Annotated in this window: 16 protein-coding genes; 7 read left to right on the top strand and 9 right to left on the bottom strand. The window is 37.6% G+C overall.

Features of this window, described 5'->3' with window-relative positions:
* Positions 1-195 precede the first annotated feature (195 nt).
* The 9 genes from acs to LC457_RS12705 all read right to left on the bottom strand — a co-directional run bounded on the left by acs (position 196) and on the right by LC457_RS12705 (position 11,661).
* Positions 196-2,133 (bottom strand): acetate--CoA ligase, encoded by a 1,938-nt coding sequence (gene acs, locus LC457_RS12745; protein ID WP_223600562.1) that lies wholly within the window; start codon positions 2,131-2,133, stop codon positions 196-198.
* Positions 2,134-2,162: 29 nt separating this feature from the next.
* Positions 2,163-4,049: an AMP-binding protein gene (locus LC457_RS12740; protein ID WP_223600171.1), complete on the bottom strand. Its 1,887-nt coding sequence runs from the start codon at positions 4,047-4,049 to the stop codon at positions 2,163-2,165.
* A gap of 149 nt (positions 4,050-4,198) precedes the next feature.
* A complete protein-coding gene (locus LC457_RS12735; protein WP_047383602.1) occupies positions 4,199-4,558 on the bottom strand; it encodes a response regulator transcription factor in 360 nt (119 codons plus the stop codon).
* A 9-nt stretch (positions 4,559-4,567) separates the two neighbouring features.
* Positions 4,568-7,270, bottom strand: coding sequence for an ATP-binding protein (locus LC457_RS12730; RefSeq protein ID WP_223600561.1), 2,703 nt, complete (start codon positions 7,268-7,270; stop codon positions 4,568-4,570).
* Entirely contained in the window at positions 7,263-7,457 is a 195-nt protein-coding gene (locus LC457_RS12725; RefSeq protein WP_047423800.1) for a hypothetical protein, read from the bottom strand. The genes LC457_RS12730 and LC457_RS12725 overlap by 8 nt, the downstream gene beginning before the upstream one ends.
* Positions 7,458-7,519: 62 nt before the next feature.
* Positions 7,520-7,747, bottom strand: coding sequence for a DUF6814 family protein (locus LC457_RS12720; protein ID WP_034696261.1), 228 nt, complete (start codon positions 7,745-7,747; stop codon positions 7,520-7,522).
* A 43-nt stretch (positions 7,748-7,790) separates the two neighbouring features.
* Complete coding sequence (locus LC457_RS12715; protein ID WP_223600169.1) at positions 7,791-9,371, bottom strand: MFS transporter; 1,581 nt, start codon at positions 9,369-9,371, stop codon at positions 7,791-7,793.
* Positions 9,372-9,599: 228 nt separating this feature from the next.
* Positions 9,600-10,979, bottom strand: a complete 1,380-nt coding sequence (locus LC457_RS12710) for a porin (RefSeq protein WP_223600167.1) — start codon at positions 10,977-10,979, stop codon at positions 9,600-9,602.
* A 265-nt stretch (positions 10,980-11,244) separates the two neighbouring features.
* On the bottom strand, positions 11,245-11,661 hold the full coding sequence (locus tag LC457_RS12705) for a helix-turn-helix domain-containing protein (protein ID WP_223600165.1): 417 nt from the start codon (positions 11,659-11,661) through the stop codon (positions 11,245-11,247).
* A 160-nt stretch (positions 11,662-11,821) separates the two neighbouring features.
* On the opposite strand from LC457_RS12705, the gene LC457_RS12700 reads away from it, so the two are divergent.
* The 7 genes from LC457_RS12700 (at position 11,822) to LC457_RS12670 (ending at position 18,975) form a co-directional block, all read left to right on the top strand.
* The gene (locus LC457_RS12700) at positions 11,822-12,508 is read left to right on the top strand and encodes a GNAT family N-acetyltransferase (RefSeq protein WP_223600163.1); all 687 of its coding nucleotides are present in this window, start codon (positions 11,822-11,824) and stop codon (positions 12,506-12,508) included.
* Positions 12,480-13,676 (top strand): argininosuccinate synthase, encoded by a 1,197-nt coding sequence (gene argG / locus LC457_RS12695; RefSeq protein WP_223600162.1) that lies wholly within the window; start codon positions 12,480-12,482, stop codon positions 13,674-13,676. The genes LC457_RS12700 and argG overlap by 29 nt, the downstream gene beginning before the upstream one ends.
* A 52-nt stretch (positions 13,677-13,728) precedes the next feature.
* Complete coding sequence (gene argC / locus LC457_RS12690; protein ID WP_223600160.1) at positions 13,729-14,694, top strand: N-acetyl-gamma-glutamyl-phosphate reductase; 966 nt, start codon at positions 13,729-13,731, stop codon at positions 14,692-14,694.
* Positions 14,695-14,808: 114 nt separating this feature from the next.
* Positions 14,809-15,948 carry an aspartate aminotransferase family protein gene (locus LC457_RS12685; protein WP_223600158.1) on the top strand — a complete coding sequence of 380 codons (1,140 nt, stop codon included), beginning with the start codon at positions 14,809-14,811 and terminating at the stop codon, positions 15,946-15,948.
* A gap of 153 nt (positions 15,949-16,101) precedes the next feature.
* Positions 16,102-17,058: an N-acetylornithine carbamoyltransferase gene (locus LC457_RS12680; protein ID WP_223600157.1), complete on the top strand. Its 957-nt coding sequence runs from the start codon at positions 16,102-16,104 to the stop codon at positions 17,056-17,058.
* Between the two features lie 65 nt (positions 17,059-17,123).
* Complete coding sequence (argB, locus tag LC457_RS12675; RefSeq protein ID WP_223600156.1) at positions 17,124-17,918, top strand: acetylglutamate kinase; 795 nt, start codon at positions 17,124-17,126, stop codon at positions 17,916-17,918.
* A complete protein-coding gene (locus LC457_RS12670) occupies positions 17,893-18,975 on the top strand; it encodes a M20 family metallo-hydrolase (RefSeq protein WP_223600155.1) in 1,083 nt (360 codons plus the stop codon). Before argB ends, LC457_RS12670 begins: the two co-directional genes overlap by 26 nt.
* Positions 18,976-19,188: the final 213 nt, after the last annotated feature.

Here is a 19,188-nt window from a genome sequence, read left to right as displayed (position 1 = left end):
AGTAAAGTAATATTTAAGAATAATTATTGAACGGGTGTTTAATTTTAACAATTGAATAATGTGGGTTTTTGAAAATAAGTCCGTTTATTATTCTCCTGTTTTAGGAAAAATGTACATTAATTATACAATTAAAACCAATAAAAAAGCCCCGAAAGTAACTTCCAGGGCTTTCATTGGTTAAAAAATTGAATATAATTAAATTCTTTCGTTTTTGATTTCTTCTACAATCTCAGGATTTAAAAGTGTACTGATATCTCCAAAATTACTGAAGTCACCCTCTGCAATTTTTCTCAATATTCTACGCATGATTTTTCCTGAACGCGTTTTCGGAAGTCCGGAAACAAACTGTATTTTATCCAGCTTGGCAATTGGACCGATCTGATCTGAAATCAATTGATTAATCTCTTTTTTCAGGTTTTCCTTATCACGTCCTTCACCAGATTCTTTAAGCATCACATAACCATACAATGCGTTTCCTTTAATGTCGTGCGGATAGCCTACAATAGCAGATTCTGCAACGGCAGGGTGCTGGTTGATACTATCTTCAATAGGTGCAGTTCCAAGATTGTGTCCGGAAACGATGATCACATCATCTACACGCCCCGTAATTCTGTAATAACCCACTTCATCCCTCAATGCGCCATCTCCGGTGAAATATTTTCCTGGGAAAGCCGTAAAATAGGTTTCTTTATACCTTTGATGGTCTCCCCAGATCGTTCTGGCGATTCCCGGCCATGGAAAACGGATGCAAAGATTTCCTGTCACCTGATTTCCTGTAATTTCATTTCGTTTGTCATCCATCAAAACAGGCTGTACACCTGGCAGTGGAAGAGTGGCGTAAGTAGGTTTCGTTGGGGTAACAAAAGGAAGCGGCGAGATCATGATTCCTCCTGTTTCAGTTTGCCACCACGTATCTACGATCGGACATTTTTTCTTTCCAACATGGTCATTGAACCAATGCCACGCCTCATCATTAATAGGTTCACCTACAGAACCAATGACTTTAAGAGAGCTGAGATCATGTTTATCTACCCATTCCGCACTTTCCTTCGCTAAAGAACGGATTGCAGTAGGAGCAGTATAAAACTGAGTAATCTTGTGTTTTTCAATCACTTCCCAGAAGCGGTCCGGTTCAGGATAAGTAGGAACTCCTTCAAAAATTACGGTGGTAGCCCCATTTAATAACGGTCCGTAAAGTATATAAGAATGTCCCGTAATCCACCCGATATCTGCAGTACACCAATAAATATCATTTTCTTTATAATTGAATACATTTTTGAATGTATAAGCTGTGTACACCATATATCCGGCACAGGTATGAAGCATTCCTTTTGGTTTTCCTGTAGATCCGGAAGTATATAAAATGAAAAGCGGATCTTCAGAATCCATAATTACCGTAACGAAATCAGGAGATGCTTTCTCATACAGGTCAGCCATCCAGTGATCTCTTCCTTCTTTCATTGTAATTTCGTTATGGGTTCTCTTGACTACAAGAACGTTTTCAACTGTTGGTGTTTTTTCCAAAGCATCATCCACAATACTTTTCAGGTCAAGAACTTTATTTCCTCTGTAACTTCCATCCGATGTGATCACCATTTTGGCTTCACAATCATTTACCCTTGAAGCTACTGCCGAAGCTGAGAATCCTGCAAAGATTACAGAGTGTACTGCTCCCAGCTTTGCACAGGCAAGCATGGTAATAGCCAGTTCAGGAATCATGGGAAGGTAAATACAGACTCTGTCTCCCTTTTCAATCCCCATATCACGTAAAACATTGGCTGTTTTATTAACGCGTGTATACAATTCCTGATAAGAAATATGCTGTACTTCTTCCTTCGGATCATTGGGTTCCCAGATGATCGCTGTTTTCTCTCCTCGTATGGTAAGATGTCTGTCTATACAGTTTTTGGTAATATTGAGTTTAGCATTTTTGAACCAGGTGATTTTAGCTTCATTCATATCGTACTTAACAACCTTGCTCCATCTTTGGTACCACACAAAATTTTGATCTGCTACCTTATCCCAGAATTTTTTAGGATTTTTGATAGACTTTTTATAATCTTCAAAATACTGTGGTAAATCTTCTATTAAGTAATTTCTCATATCCCTTTCGTTTTTGAAATTTGAATTTATTTTATTTAAATTTATGTTTAATTTCTGGCTTAAGCCTTGTATTCCCTGATTTTTTCCTGAATTTCATCAATGATTTTCTCATCGTCAATCGTTGAAGGAATCTGAAAACCTTTTCCGTCAAGTAAAGTTCGGATCAGTTTCCTTAAAATCTTTCCGGAGCGTGTTTTAGGTAAGCGTTTGACAACCATAGCGTTTTTCAGAAAAGCCACTGCTCCGATTTTATTGCGAACCATCTGAATGATATCTTTTTCAATGTCTTCTTCAGAAATGGTTGAGCCATTCTTTAAAACCACTGTAGCAAAAGGCACCTGTCCTTTTAAATCATCATCAATACCTACCACAGCACATTCTGCAACATCCGGATGTGAAGAAACAATTTCCTCCATTTCAGAAGTTGAAAGTCTGTGTCCCGCAACGTTGATTACATCATCCACTCTTCCAGTGATGAAAATATAGCCGTCTTCATCTTGTATTGCACCGTCTCCAGAGAAGTAATAGCCTTGATATTGAGACAGGTAACTGTTTTCAAAACGTGCATAGTCTTTCCATATTCCAAGCATAGCACCGGGGGGAAGAGGAAGTTTAATCACCAGATAGCCTTCGTGATGGGGATCAAGTTCCAGTCCGTTTTCATCAAAGATTTTAATGTCATATCCTGGAACAGGTTTTCCTGCTGAAGCTCTTTTGATCTGATAACTTTCATCCTGAGTCAGCAATCCGAGCATAGGCCATCCGGATTCTGTCTGCCACCAATGGTCTATAGCCGGAATTCCGATATGTTCTGCAAACCAATCCAGTGTAGCTACATCGCATCTTTCACCCGCCAGAAACTGTTTTTTGAAATGGGTTAAATCGTATTTTTTTATAAGTTCTCCGTTGGGATCTTCTTTTTTGATTGCCCTGATAGCGGTAGGTGCAGTAAACATCACCGAAACCTTATATTCTGAAATGATTCTCCAAAATGTTCCTGCATCAGGAGTCATGATAGGTTTTCCTTCAAAAATAATAGTTGTATTTCTGTTGATGAGCGGTCCGTACACCGAAAAACTATGGCCCACTGCCCATCCGAAATCTGAAGCTGCCCAATAGGTTTCTCCCGGTTCCACTCCGTAAACATACGTCATAGAAAATTTTAAGGCAGTCGCATAACCTCCGGTATCACGAACAATGCCTTTGGGTTTGCCTGTAGTTCCCGAAGTATAAAGTAAATAAAGCGGATGGGTAGATTCCACAGAAATACAGTCTGCCGGAGCTGATTTTTCAACCAGTTCTTCATAATCAATCAGTCCATCGAACATTTCATCCTGATTATCTACTAATTTTCTGTTGTATACAACAATATGATCAACTTTATCCTGTGCCAGTTCAATCGCTTTTTCAACCAGCGGGAGGTAAGGAATTCTTTTGGCAATTTCTACTCCTGCAGTTGCTGTGATTAAAACTTTAGGTTTGCAGTCGTCAATTCTTACCACAAGTTCATTGGGAGCAAAACCTCCGAAAACCACATTATGAATAACCCCGATTCTCGCACATGCCAGCATAGCAAAAAGAGTCTGAGGGATCATTGGCATATAGATAACCGCTGTATCTCCTTTTTTTAAACCTAAAGAAGCCATCCCTCCTGCGAATTTTGAAACTTCCTCTTTTACCTGATTGAAGGTGTAGGTTTTCTTTTGATTGGTGACAGGTGAATCATAAATGACTGCAATCTGATCTCCAAATCCGTCTTCAATGTGCTTGTCGATACACAAGTAACACATATTGAGCTTTCCGTCGGAAAACCATTGCGGGTAATCATTTTCGTCTTTAGAGAGAATCTGCGTAGGAAAATCAAACCATTGTATTTCTCCGGCCTGTTCTTTCCAGAAATCTTCTTTGTTTTCTATACTTTGTTTAAATAATGTATCAGTATCCATATCATTAGTCTTGTGTTTGGTTTTTTGCGTATCCTTTCAAGGTTTTAAACTTTGACAAGGATAAGCGCCGTGTCATTGCGAGCCGAAGGTGAAGCAATCTCTTAATACTCTTAATTCCTTTATAAATCTTAATGGTTTAATTTTACATGTTAAAACATCTCTTCAATCTGCTGCATCAGTTTTTTGATGGAGTAGGGTTTTGTGACATAAGCATCTGCGCCCATTTCCAGGCCTTTTTCAATGTCTCTGGGATTGTTTTTGGCACTCAGAAAGATAACTTTGGTGTCTTTCAGTTTTTCGTCCTGTTTGATGAGGTCCAAAGTGCTGTATCCGTCAAGATTCGGCATCATAATGTCTAGAAGGATCACATCCGGGACCATTGTTTTCAAAAAGTCGAGAACTTCCGTACCGTCACGGGCAATATAAACGTCATAGCCATTTTTCTTGAAGCTGTATTCCAGCGACATTAGTATCTTGTGTTCGTCATCCGCAATAATTATCTTTCTCATAAAAAGGTTTTAATGGTGTTCAACTTCATCTGTAATCTCTTTTTTAGTTTTTTCGGGAATGCTTATAGTGAAAGTTACGCCCAGACCGCTGTTTTCTGCTTTTATACTTCCTCCGTGTGCCTGTACTATTTTTTTGGAAATGGCCAGTCCCAGTCCGCTTCCTGTTGGCTTTATAATGTTTTGATTTTTAGACTGATAAAATTTGTCAAAAATCATTTCAAGATCTTCTTCCGGAATGTGTTTACCGGTATTGAAAATACTGATGGCCAGCTGTTGATCTTTTTCAAATAATTTGGTCTGGATAGTTCCCTGCTCATCTGTAAATTTTAAAGCATTTCCCCATATATTCTGAAACAGCTGAATCATTCTTGCTTCATCATATTCAAATATAAACTGATTCAGAAGATTAACTTCACTTAAATGAATATTTTTTTGTTGGATCAGATGAAGAAGCGGGCTTAATGCTTTTTTATACGTTTCAATAATATTATTTTCCTGAATGTGCAGAGAGATTTCGCCATGCTGTAGTTTGTCCAGATACAAAATATCATTGATGATTTCACTTAATCTGTCAGATTCTGTAATGATGTTGTTTAAAAATTCCTGTTTGATATCGAAAGGAATATCGTCATCGTCAGCCAATATTTCTCCTGCAGAACGGATAGCGGTGATCGGAGTTCTCAGTTCATGGGCAACAGAATCCAGGAAGTCGTCTTTTTGACGGTCTTTGACAATGAGGTTTTCATTGGCGGTTCGGAGATCGTCAGAAAGTTTTTGAAGTTCTTCGGATTGTTCGGTAAGTTTTTTATTTAAGCTGATGTTTTCCTTAGATTCTTCGAGGATATTTAAAACCTCTTTTAAAGATATTTTATCTTCTTTGGTGACACCTTCAATTAATATTTTTGCAGAAGCTGTTCCTATTCTTCCGGCTAGAAGGTTTTCTGAGAATTTTATAAATCTTGAGTCGGCGGTTTCCGTTTTTGAATCAATATTATATTTTAAATTAAAAATTCGCAGTGCCTGCTCTGTTTTATTTTTGCCTAAAAAACGCTCAAGAATATTCTGAATATCCGAAATATAAGCTGTTCCACGCCAGATAAAAGCATTTTCATGATTCTGAATGTATTTGTCAATGTCTACATACAATTCAGCAAAGTTTCTTTCACGGTAATTTCCTTTAGAACTTACCGAAACAATGGTAAACAGGCTTGTATTGACCAGCATAGACCAGAAGAAAATCTGTGGAATTCTTCCCAGATAAGGAATGGTGAAAAATCCGAAAGCATCATACATGTCTCTCAGTGCCCCTTTGAACTCCTGGTTATATGAAAAATAGTACTGTGGAATAATCAATCCGAAATAACAGATTGCTAATCCTGCTATAAGCCCTGTAACAGCGCCTTTATAGCTTCCTCTTCTCCAGAATAAAGCTCCGAAAAACGCAGGGGCCAGCTGTGCAATAATAACAAATGAGATCAATCCTACGGAATCCAAAGATGTTTTCAGAATGAAATACTTATAAAAGACAAAGGCCATGATAATCAGTCCGAAAATGCTGATTTTCCTGATATTGGTGATGATTCTTGTATTTTGTTCCTCACTTTCGGATTTTAATTTTCCAAGCAATCCATAGGGAATGATGAGGTTGTTGGAAAGCATGATGGATAGGGTAATGGCAGAAATAATAATCATGGAAATGCATGAGCTCAATCCTCCCAGAAAAACAAGCACAGTGATCAAAGTATTGTCAAAATGCTGCGGAATCAGAATAGAATAGAACTCCGGGTTTACATTCTGACCATCAAAAATCAACCTTCCACCCCAGGCAATCGGGAAAATAAATACAGTGAAGATTAAAAGATAAAGAGGAAAAAACCAAATCGCAGTTTTGATATGTTTCTCTTGTCTGTTTTCAACAATAGCGGTGTGGAATTGTCTTGGTAAAATACATATTGCTGTTGCGGAAATCATGCACAAGATCATCCAGTTCATAGCGCCTTCAATGCCATTAAAGGTATTTTTTTCTTTAAAGTCTTTAAACCTGCTGGCTTTCTCATAAATATCTGAAAACCCATCAAAGGCATAATAGATTACGAAAAGCCCGAGAATGATAATAAAGAATAATTTTAAAAAACTCTCCAGTGCAATGGCTGAAATAATCCCCAGTCGTTTTTCCGAAGCATCTACATATCGCGTTCCATAATAAGAAGAAAACAAGGCAATTAAAACCACAACAAAAGTAGCATTGTCGGTCAGGATATTTTTTGACATCGGAGTTTCCGTTACCAAATGGAATGTTTCCGAAATTGCTTTAATCTGCAATCCGATATAAGGAACAATAGCCAAAAGGCAAACCACAGTAATAATAGCACTCAGGCTTCTGCTGTTCCCATATCTTAACGAGATGAAATCGGCAAGACTGCTTATTTTATTAACCCTTGAAATTCTTACAATTCGGGTGTTAATATAGATCCAAGCCGGAATAATCATAATAGGACCAATGTAAATCGGGAGATAGTTTAATCCGCTTGTAGCTGCAACGCCAATGCTTCCATAATACGTCCAGGCAGTACAGTATACCGCAAGAGACAATGCATAGATGTAAGGATTGTTAATCCATAGCTTACTCTTTTTCTTCTCTGCCAGATGGGCAACTAAGAAAAGAAGTGCCAGGTAAAACAGGACTACAAAAAATAATGCGAAACTACTCATCATGTCTTTTTACGATTACAAAAGAAATCACAATGGAAATCATCCAGACCACGAACAGATAGATAAGGATCATAGGATAGCCTAGAACTTCCCTTTCACTGTTGAAAAGCAATGAAATAGGAATGCTGAAAGCGATCATTAGCCCTACGCTCAGTATGATAAGTTTTTGCTCGTGTCTCTTTTTCATAAATGATTATTAATAAAAGATAATTGATGGACGTACTATCCATCAATTATCTATTTTGGTTTTTAAATTTTATCGTCAGAATATTCTCCTTTCAGGGCATAATAGCCGAAAATGGCCATTCCTCCCGAAATAATTGGCATCAGTACAAAAAGAATGATGATGCCAAAAACCAGATCTTCCTGCTTTCCGGATGCGATTTTTGGGATTCCCAGTACTGTAATTCCGAAATATCCTACAATCACCGCGATTGCGATCCAGAGAATGCCTAATATTTTTTTTAGTCCGTTCATTTTAGTAGTTTTAAAATTAATAAAAATTTGAGTGATTCAGTACCTAATCGTGAAGATTATTGTTCTTATTTTTAAGATAAAATAATCCGATAACCAGACATACTGCGGCGACTCCAATTGGGTACCAGAGTCCTTCAAGATACCATGTTGCATGACCTGCTTCTTTTCCGGTAGTTACCAGGTAGGTTGCCACTGCCGGAAGAAGTCCTCCGAATACTCCGTTTCCGATGTGATATGGTAACGACATTGAAGTATACCGGATTCTCACAGGGAACATCTCGACAAGGAAAGCGGCAATAGGCCCATATACCATTGTTACAAATATTACCTGTATAAATACAAGGAAGACCAGATACCATTTGGTGTCGTCACTTAGTTTTACAGAGGTGGAGATTTTTGGTTCTTCCGCTTTTCCGTCTTTCATAACAGGTCCTGCGGGCGACCAATGAGTAATACTGTCTTTTTTGATCAGAGTGCCGTCTGTGTAAAGAGTTTCTTTATGAAAAGTAACCAGGCTGTCCGTGGCAATATCACTGTGGATTTTAGCGGTTCTTTTTTCTGTAATTCCATTGGCTGCAATAGTTTTGCTTTCAAGATTCACACTCTTGAACATGCTGTTATAAATAGGTCTGTAAGCTAAAATAGCGACTAACATTCCGGTCATCATTACTGCTTTTCTTCCAATTTTGTCAGAGAGCCATCCAAAGAATACAAAGAAAGGGGTTCCTAAAAACAAAGCAGTAGCCATGAGTGAGTCCACCTGTGCGGATTCTACATTCATTACCTTTTGAAGGAAACTCATGGCATAAAATTGACCCGTGTACCAGATAACTCCTTGTCCCATTGCCGCTCCAAATAAAGCCAATAATACAAACTTGAAGTTGTATCTGTTCCCGAAACTCTCTTTCAAAGGGTTTTTAGACGTTTTTCCCTCACTTTTAGCCTTCGCAAAAAGAGGAGATTCTTTCATGTTCTTTCTGATAACATAAGAAACGGCAACCATCAGAATCGAGATCCAGAAAGGAACTCTCCATCCCCAGTTGTCAAACTCTTCTGCCGAAAGGGTTGATTTTGTGATTAAAATAACGATTAATGAAATAAAAAGTCCGGCTGTTGCAGTCGTCTGAATCCAGGAAGTCCAGTAGCCTCTTCGGTGAGGCTGGGCATATTCTGCAACATAAGTGGCAGCACCTCCGTATTCACCACCAAGGGCAAGTCCTTGAAGTAATCTTAAAATTAAAACTAAAACCGGTGCCATAAATCCAATAGTTTTATAACTTGGAATACAGCCGATCAGGAAAGTGGAAAATCCCATGATCAGTAAGGTGACAAGAAAAGTATATTTTCTTCCGATGATATCACCCAGTCTTCCGAAAAATAAAGCTCCGAAAGGTCTTACCACAAATCCGGCGGCAAAAGTTGCCAGGGTAGATAAAAATGCTGCGGTAGGATTATCTGCAGGGAAAAATTTAGTAGCTAAAACAATGGCTAAACTTCCGAAGATATAGAAGTCGTACCATTCTATCAATGTACCGAGTGAAGAGGCGGTGATCACACTCCATATGGTGCGGTTTTTCTGCCTGTCGGTCATATTTTCGTAGCTTTCGTGATGATTTTCGCTCATATTGATTAGTTTTTGATGTTAATGGAATAGGATATTAATTTGATTTTTTTTAACCCTTAAGGGCTTTAAATGAAACTATTTCAAAAGTGTCATTCTGAATGAAATGAAATGTAATGAAGAATCTCATGTGTGTCTGGCTGTTAGTAAGATTCTTCCTTCTTTAAATTATTTGAATTTTAGGAACGTATCCCTAATTTATCTTACAATCTTTTTTTAATAGTTTAAATTTTACAAGTAGATTTGAAACTGTACAATGAATTCTCCTTTAGAAGAAGGGCTTTCCGTAGGACTGGTATAAACTGGTCTTGTTGAATATTGAGTCGTGATTTTTGCATGATGACCATCTATGAACCAATTGGCTCCTACATCAAACTGAGAGGAAGATTTATCGAAAGCCTCAAAGCTTTTGTGAGTATAAGCTGCAAAAGGCTGTATTCTGATTTTTGGTTTTTCTGCCTGACTTGGTAATAGTAAACCTGCTTGAGCGTAGATAATATTACCTGTCCCGATGGTCGGTTGCAGATTTCCCGGTCCTGCGATGGCCTTATTTCCGATAAAATTAGGATCTGAAGCTGCGATATTCATTGTTCCGAGGTTTCTTACGTAGTTTGGACCGAAATTGTAATTGTAATATCCTGCATAGGCGGAAACTGCCATTTTGTTTTTCGCTTCTCCCAAAGGAATATCTGCAAAAGCATCTACGGCAAAAAGAGTAATGTCGTGCTTTTCAATGTTGGAATTCACAGATGTTCTCGTTCCGTCTGCCTGATGATAGAAACCTGCGCCTACATTGAAAACTTTCTTCGTTCCCAGATAAGATCCTACTTTGTATGGAAGCGTATTAGATTCCTCATCAAGGAACTGGTATTCCACATATCCTGCTTTTGAAAAACTGGGATTTCCGTTGTTGTCTACCGCAACAGCTTTTGATGGATCTGTTACATTTACAGGAACAAGATCTGTGGCGAAAGGTTTATTTAAACTGAAACGGTATTCCAGTTTTCCGTATTTACCTTTTGCAAACATTCCCAGCTGCCTTGCGAATTGATCAGAATTGTCAATCAATGGCCATGAAAAAACGGGAGAATCTAAGGTGAGGAAATTCAGTGTAGAAGCCATCGTCATACGGGAAAGTCCCATATAGTAATGAAGACCTGCCCCTAAAGATAAACTGAATTTTCCGGCTTCTCCAGGTAAAATAACTGCATATTCGTTCCAGGCATCATGAAAAAATAACTGGGTTTTCTTTCCGTTTCCATAACCTCCTGTACCTGAAGTGCCTGTGGCTCCTCCATTGATGAAGGTCTGGTTGTTGATTCCGAAATGAAGGAGGATCATGTATCTTTTAGAGACCTGTGCATACGCTAAAGCACGTAATCGTCTGTTTCCTATGCTCCAGGAGTTGTCTGTAGGTTCGCCACCTACCATACTTCCGGGATTCATAGAAGTGTTTCTTAGCCAAAGCTGGTCCCATAAAATAAAACGGACGAATTTATCACCGTCCGGGTTGAGGTTTATTTTTAAGCCATTGCCGTAATCAGGAGAACCTTGAGAGTATAGAGAACTGCTGATTAAGGCTACTCCAATAAATGTAAGTAATTTCTTCATAAATTATCAATTTTTGGCGTTGTTTTTTGTGAATGCCAAATTGTAATTAATAATTTGTTTATGAAAATTTAATATATATTAGTGGTAATAGTATAGTTGTGATTTATTAGATTATGAGTTTCGAGTTCCGGGATTCGGGTTTTACAATCCGTGTTGCGAAGCACAAGATTCAAGACTTGGGATCCAGGGAATATTTGTTTAATAGTTGATATTTAGTATGTTACTCCGTATTTCATATCCAGAAACTCGCACCCCGCATCCCGCACTATTTCTTAAACCTTTCCCATTTGATCAGCATATACTTATCAGCAAACTGAGTAATGATAATCCCTGAATTTTTAATGTTTTCTTCCTGTGCAATATAATCAATCAATTCGTTCTGTTTCAATATCTTATAAACAGGGTGGAATTCAGAATGGGGCGGTCTTGTGATGTTATACTTTTTAATCCAGGAACTTATGGTGACATGTGAAACCCCGATAATTCTTTCAATTTCACGATAACTTAAACCTTCCAGGTACAGCTGTAGCGCTTTGGTGACATAATAATCATCAATCTGTTTTCCCAGCTTTTTAACGGTAAAATAATAGTTGCAGTCTTTACAATGGAAACGTTGCTTTTCATTGATGATGCCGCTTTTTACCACTTTGCTGCTGCTGCATTTAGGACAGGTATTTTCCATAACTATATTATTTTAGCAAATATATAATAAATTAGCAAATGTATATTTTTCAATAAAGATAATTTTACCTGTTTAAAATTTTAAAACAAAAAAAATATCTTTTTTATTTGGATTTAAAAGAAAATATATTTTAAATTTGCCAAAAAAATTAGATAAATAAATGGAAATAGAAATTTCCTCATGCGAACATCTCATGTATGTGGGTGAAATACAGCAGGAAATGTATGATTCTGCACAGCGCAGAGGAACGGGGATCGCAAAACGTTCCATAGAATATTTGAGTAAGAAGATTTCAGAAGGCAATGCTGTGGTAGCCACTGAAAACGGTGAGTGGGTAGGTTTCTGTTATATAGAAACCTGGTCGCACGGGAAGTTTGTGGCCAATTCGGGATTGATTGTATCACCGAAGTTCAGGAACGGGGGCGTAGCAACTCAAATCAAGCAGAGAGTTTTCCAATTATCTAGAGATAAATATCCGGAAGCAAAAGTATTCGGATTGACAACAGGTTTAGCAGTAATGAAAATCAACAGTGATTTAGGATATAAACCAGTAATTTATTCTGAACTGACTCAGGATGAAGAATTCTGGAACGGCTGCAAGAACTGTGTGAACTATGAAATTTTAATGATGAAGGAACGTAAGAATTGTTTATGTACAGCCATGTTATTTGTTCCTGAAAATATAGAAAAAAAAGAGGTTGCAAATAATCAGCCTGAAAATAAATATAATGGAGTGAGCCAAAATGATTTTGTGTATTCTGCACAAAACTCTGCAAGCGAATTCCATGTGACCATTAATAAAAATAAAAAAAGTCCAGATGAAAAAGAAAGTCATCTTAGCGTTTAGCGGAGGTTTAGATACTTCCTACTGTGCAAAATATCTTAGTGAAACACTTGGATATGATGTGTATGCAGTCACTGTAAATACCGGAGGTTTTTCAAAAGAAGAAGAAAAAGAATTGGAGAGAAAAGCTTTAAATCTTGGGGTAAAAGAATACAGGTGTGTAGACGCTCAGGAAGATTATTATAATTCATGTGTGAAATATTTGATTTTCGGGAATGTGTTGAAAAACAATACTTATCCTTTATCTGTAAGTGCTGAGCGTACTATTCAGGCGCAGGAAATTGCAAAATATGCCATTGAAGTAAACGCAGATGCTATTGCTCACGGAAGTACAGGGGCTGGAAATGATCAGGTTCGTTTTGATTTGATTTTCCAGGTAATGTGTCCGAATATTGAGATCATCACTCCCATCCGTGATATGGCTTTGTCCCGTGAAGAAGAGATTGAGTTTTTGAAGGAGCACGGATATGAAATGGAATTCCAGAAAGCACAATATTCTGTAAATAAAGGACTTTGGGGAACTTCAGTAGGAGGAAAAGAAACATTGACATCCAGAAATAATCTTCCGGAAGAAGCTTTTCCGTCTCAGATTAAAGAAACTCAGCCTTCAGAACTGGAAATTGAGTTTAAAAACGGAGAGGTAATAGGAGTGAATGGAGAAAGCTTTGAGTATTCTGTATATGCGATTCAAAAAATAGAAGAATTGGCTTCAGCATACGGAATCGGCCGTGATATCCACGTAGGAGATACGATTGTTGGGATTAAAGGACGTGTAGGATTTGAAGCAGCTGCAGCATCAGTGATTATCAAAGCACATCATTTATTAGAGAAACATACACTTTCAAAATATCAGCAAATGATGAAGTCTCAGTTATCCGACTGGTACGGAAACTGGCTTCATGAAGCGCTATTCTTAGATCCTGTCATGAGAAATATTGAATCTTTCCTGACTGATTCTCAGAAAACAGTGACCGGAAAAGTATTTGTAACCCTTCATCCATACAGATTTGTTCTCAATGGAATTGAATCTGATCATGACCTGATGTCCGATAAATTCGGAAGTTATGGAGAAGCGAACAGAGCATGGACAGGAGAGGATGTGAAAGGCTATACTAAAATCGTAAGCAATTCTTTAAATATATACCACCAGATTAACCAGAATATCAACTAGTTCCGAAGGGACGATTTAATGAAAGACAGAACAAAATGCTGTCAGAATCAAAATGAAGAAAACAGTAGGAATCATTGGTGCCAACGGTTATACAGGAAGTGAACTGATACGTTTACTGGCTTTTCATCCCCATGTGACATTGAGTTTTTTATATAGTCGTTCGAATTCGGGAACTAGAATTTCGGATCTGTACCCGGATTTAACGACGGTTTGTGAAATGATGTTGACGGACAAACCTGAAGACGTAGATATTCTTTTTCTGTGTCTTCCACATAAAGAAAGTCAAAACTGGTTAACTCAGAATCCTGTCAAGGAAGAAACGCTGGTAATTGATCTTGGAAACGATTTCCGTTTAGAAGGAAACTTTGGAAACAGAGATTTTATCTACGGATTACCTGAAATCAATAAGAAACAACTTGTGGGAGTAAAAAGCATCGCCAATCCGGGATGTTTTGCTACCGCTATTCAATTGGCTTTGTTGCCATTGGCAGAAAAAGGAGTGTTAAGTGAGGTTTTTACCACAGGGATTACAGGTTCTACAGGAGCTGGACAATCTCTGCAGGCAACCACCCATTTTACCTGGAGAAATGATAATGTTTCAGCCTATAAAACTCTAACGCATCAGCATGTGAATGAGATTTTACAACAGCTGATTGCATTCAATAATAAAGAAGTAACCCTGAATTTTGTTCCATGGAGAGGAGATTTTGCAAGAGGAATTTTTACAAGTTCCACAATGAAGACGGATTTGGAGCTGGAGGAGATAGAACAATTATATCAGGATTTTTATGCGGAGGAGCCTTTCGTTACGGTAAGTAGGAAGGCGGTGGATTTAAAGCAGGTTGTCAATACCAATCGCTGTGTGATTCAAATCGAAAAGAGTGGAAATGTTGTCGTTATTCACTCAGCGATTGACAATTTGTTAAAAGGTGCTTCAGGGCAGGCAGTTCAGAATATGAATCTGGCGATGAACTGGGAAGAAAATGCAGGCCTGAATTTGAAACCGATAGCATTCTAAGGTAAAATGTATTAATGAGGTAGAAGGTTGCAGATGATAGGTTGCAGTAGTATAAAGAATAACTATTTGGACCTGTAAACTTTCAACCATCAACTAACAACTAGCAACAAAAAAATGAATTTATTCAACGTATATCCATTATTCAACATAAATCCGGTAAAAGCTCAGGGATCTTTTCTTTGGGATGATAAAGGAGAACAATATCTTGATTTCTACGGAGGTCATGCTGTAATTTCTATTGGCCATAATCATCCGCATTATCAGAATAAGCTGAAAGGTCAGCTGGAAAAAATATCTTTTTATTCCAATTCCGTTCAGAATGAATTGCAGACTGAATTAGCTGAGAAATTAGGAAAGCTTTCAGGATATGAAGATTATAATCTTTTTTTATGTAATTCGGGGGCTGAAGCTAATGAAAATGCATTGAAACTTGCTTCATTTCATAATGGAAAAAGTAAAGTACTTTATTTTTCAGGTTCATTCCACGGAAGAACTTCGGCGGCAGTTTCAGTGACAGATAATCCTAAAATTGTTGCTCCGGTTAACTTTTCAGAAAGATTTATTAAATCAGAATGGAATGATGTGCAGCAGCTTGAAGAGACTTTTGAGAAGTTTGGGAATGAAATTTCTTCTGTCATCATCGAGGGAATTCAGGGAGTAGGTGGAATTATGATTCCTACAACGGAATTTTTATCTAAAATTAAAGAACTGTGCGAGAAATACAATGCAGTTCTTATTTTAGATGAAGTGCAGTCTGGATACGGAAGAAGTGGATATTTCTTTGCGCATCAGGAGTTTGGACTTGAAGCAGATATTATTACAACGGCAAAAGGAATGGGGAACGGGTTTCCTGTAGGTGGAGTTTTGATCCATCCTAAATTCGAGGCAAGCAATGGTTTGCTGGGCACTACATTTGGGGGGAATCATTTGGCATGTGCCGCTTCTATTGCTGTGCTGGATGTCATGAAAGATGAAAATCTTATCGAAAACGCTCAAAAAATGGGCGGGTATATTGAAAATGAAATTAAAGATTTACCACATATTAAATCCATCCGAAGGAAAGGATTGATGATCGGAATAGAACTCGATAGAGACTGTTCAGAAATAAGGAAAAGCTTATTATTCGATCATCATATTTTCACAGGAAACTCTAATGATAAAAGTGTCTTAAGGATTCTTCCTGCACTGAATATCAAAAAAGAGGAAACGGATCTTTTCATCAATGCTTTGAAAACAGTATTGGGAAATATCTAAACGATTTAAAAACAGAATGGAAAAGTTGAGTGGAGTATTTGTCATTCTGACGAAGGAAGAATCTCGTTGTTCTTGATTACAGATTCTTCATTCCACTGCGTTTCATTCAGAATGACAAAAATGTGTAAACACAATCTTTAAAATTAATTCAAAATGAAAAAATTCACCTCTGTAAGTAATGTAGAAAACTTACAGGAAATCATAAAAAAAGCCTTAGAAATAAAAGCTGACCCCCTTACCGAAACAGAAAAAGGAAAAGGAAAAACAATAGGACTTGTATTTTTAAATTCAAGCCTGAGAACACGTCTGAGCAGCCAGATTGCAGCACAAAACCTTGGTTTAAACGTATTGACATTAAATGCTGCACAGGAAGCCTGGAATCTTGAATTTGCTGACGGAGCTGTAATGAACGGAGATACGGTAGAACACATCAAAGATGCTATTGAAGTCCTGAATCAATATTGCGACATCATCGCAGTACGTTGCTTTGCAGGAATGAAGAGCAAGGAAGATGATGTGAATGAAAGCATCTTAAGTCAGTTTGAAAAACATGCGAAAGTACCTGTTGTTTCACTGGAATCTGCTACCCGTCACCCGTTGCAAAGTTTAGCAGACTGTATCACGATTACAGAAAACTGGAAAAAAGACCATAAACCGAAAGTAGTGTTAACATGGGCTCCACACATCAAACCTATTGCTCATGCTGTTGGAAATTCTTTCGCAGAATGGATGCAGGAAATGGATGTGGAACTGGTAATTGCTAATCCCGAAGGGTATGATTTAGATAAAAACTTCACAAAAGATGTGACAGTGATTCATGATCAGGATGAAGCCTTGAAAGATGCAGATTTTGTCTATGTAAAAAACTGGTCTTCTTTTGATGATTATGCCGCAATGCCTGAAGTGAAAGGAGACTGGATGCTTACCAACGAAAAATTAGCCAATACCAATGAAGCAAAAGTGATGCACTGTCTTCCGGTTCGCCGTAATGTGGAATTGAGCGATGAAGTGATGGATGGAGATCATTCTATCATTTATCAGCAGGCAAAAAATCGGATTTTCTCTGCGCAGGCAGTGTTCAGTGAAATTTTAGATGAATTAAAAGCCTAGTGATCCTTGTCAAGGTTCGAAACCTTGACAAGGATAGAAAAGGTATGGATCACAAAACGTTTACAATGAAAGAAAAGTTATACATCATAAAAATTGGCGGAGCTTTAATTGATGATGAAGAATTATTAACCCAATTCTTAGAACAGTTTTCTGAAATTCAGGAAAAGAAGATCCTTGTTCATGGCGGAGGAAAATTAGCGACTACATTAGCTGATAAACTCGGTATCGAACAGAAAATGATCAACGGAAGGAGGATTACAGATAAAGAGACATTGGACATTGTAACCATGGTGTATGCAGGAGGAATCAATAAAAATATTGTTGAAAAGCTGCAGCAGAAAAAATGCAATGCTATAGGCTTTTCCGGGGCGGACGGAAATTTAATTAAAGCTAAGAAAAGAGAACATCCTGAAATTGATTTTGGATTTGTGGGGGATATTACCAAGAAAAGTGTGAACAGGAAGCTGGTTTCAAAATTAATCAAGCTGGATCTTGTTCCTGTATTTTCTGCGATTACCCACGATAGAAAAGGAAATCTTTTTAATACCAATGCAGATACTATTGCTTCTGTGATTGCACAGGCGTTATCGGAGAAATATGAAGTGGAGCTTTTGTATTGTTTTGATAAAGAAGGGGTTTTAGAAGATCTAAACGATCCTGAATCAGTGATCAAAAGTGTAAATGAAGAAGAGTTTGAGGTATTAAAAGAAGAAGGAAAGCTTCACAAAGGGATTTTACCTAAGCTTGAAAATGCTCTTGGAGCTGTAAAGAATAATGTAGAAAAAGTGTTTCTGATCAAGGAAACAAAACTGAAAAACCATATAGAAAATCATCATGCAGGAACTGAAATCTGTTTATAATAAAGAAGAGCTGTTAAATAACGCGATCGGATTGCTTAAAAATTTGATTGAGATTCCTTCATTCAGCAAAGATGAGTTTAATACGTCGGTGGAAATTGAGAATTTTTTCAAAAAGCATCAGATTCCTACCAAACGTTTTAAAAACAACATCTGGGCGGTGAATAAACATTTTGATGTGTTTAAACCTTCCGTTTTACTGAACACGCATCATGATACGGTAAAACCTAACAAAGCGTATACACTTGATCCGTTTGTTCCTGTTGAAAAAGACGGCAAACTGTTCGGATTGGGAAGTAATGATGCCGGAGCTTCTTTGGTTTCTATGGCGCAGGTTTTTTTGCATTTTTATGATAAAGAAGATTTAAAATATAATTTAGTTATTGCTTTGACGGCAGAGGAGGAGATTTCAGGATTTGATGGAATTGAAGCTTTATTTCCGCAGCTACCCAACGTAGAACTCGCTATTGTAGGAGAACCCACGCAGATGAATCTGGCGATTGCAGAAAAAGGACTTCTTGTGATTGATGGAGAAATGAAAGGTACTCCTTCTCATGCCGCTCATCCTAATCATGATAATTCGATTGTAAAATGTATGCAGGATCTGCAGAATATTTTAGCCTTTAAATTTCCAAAAGTTTCAGAATATCTTGGAGAAGTTAAAGTTACTTTATCAGGAATTCATGCAGGAGTACAGCACAATGTTGTTCCGGAATCGTGCAATTTCACGCTGGATGTAAGGGTAACAGACGAATATTCCAACCAGGAAGCATTTGAAATCATCCAGTCTCAGATGGAATCAACACTCACCGCAAGGTCTTTCAGGTTGAATTCTTCAAAGATCGAAATGGATCATCCGTTTGTAAAAGCGGGAATTGAAATCGGAAGGACTACTTATGGTTCACCTACTTCCTCAGATCAGGCGATTATCCCATGTACATCAGTGAAAGTGGGTCCTGGAGACAGTAGGCGCTCTCACACTGCAGATGAATTTATCTATATCCGGGAAATAGAAGAAGGAATAGAGATCTACATCAGTATTTTAGAAAAAGTGTTATAAATAATGGGAAAATGAAGCAGAAAGATGGAAGTTATTATAGTTTATAATTTCACTTCCTGCATCAGGCTTTCAGCTCAATATATGTTTTGACTCCGCCCGGCAGGCACGAAGTTTAGTTTTTAATAAGATTTATGCAAAAAGAAAATTAGAAATGAAAGCTTCTCATAAGGAAATGTTTTTTTATAGTTAATAGTAATAAGGATTGCCTTGCCG

It is taken from the genome of Chryseobacterium sp. GVT01B, from assembly GCF_019970045.1.
In the GTDB taxonomy this organism is placed as follows: Bacteria; Bacteroidota; Bacteroidia; order Flavobacteriales; family Weeksellaceae; genus Chryseobacterium.
The sequence above is the reverse complement of the archived record's forward strand: the minus strand, read 5'-3'. Positions and strand labels throughout refer to the sequence as shown.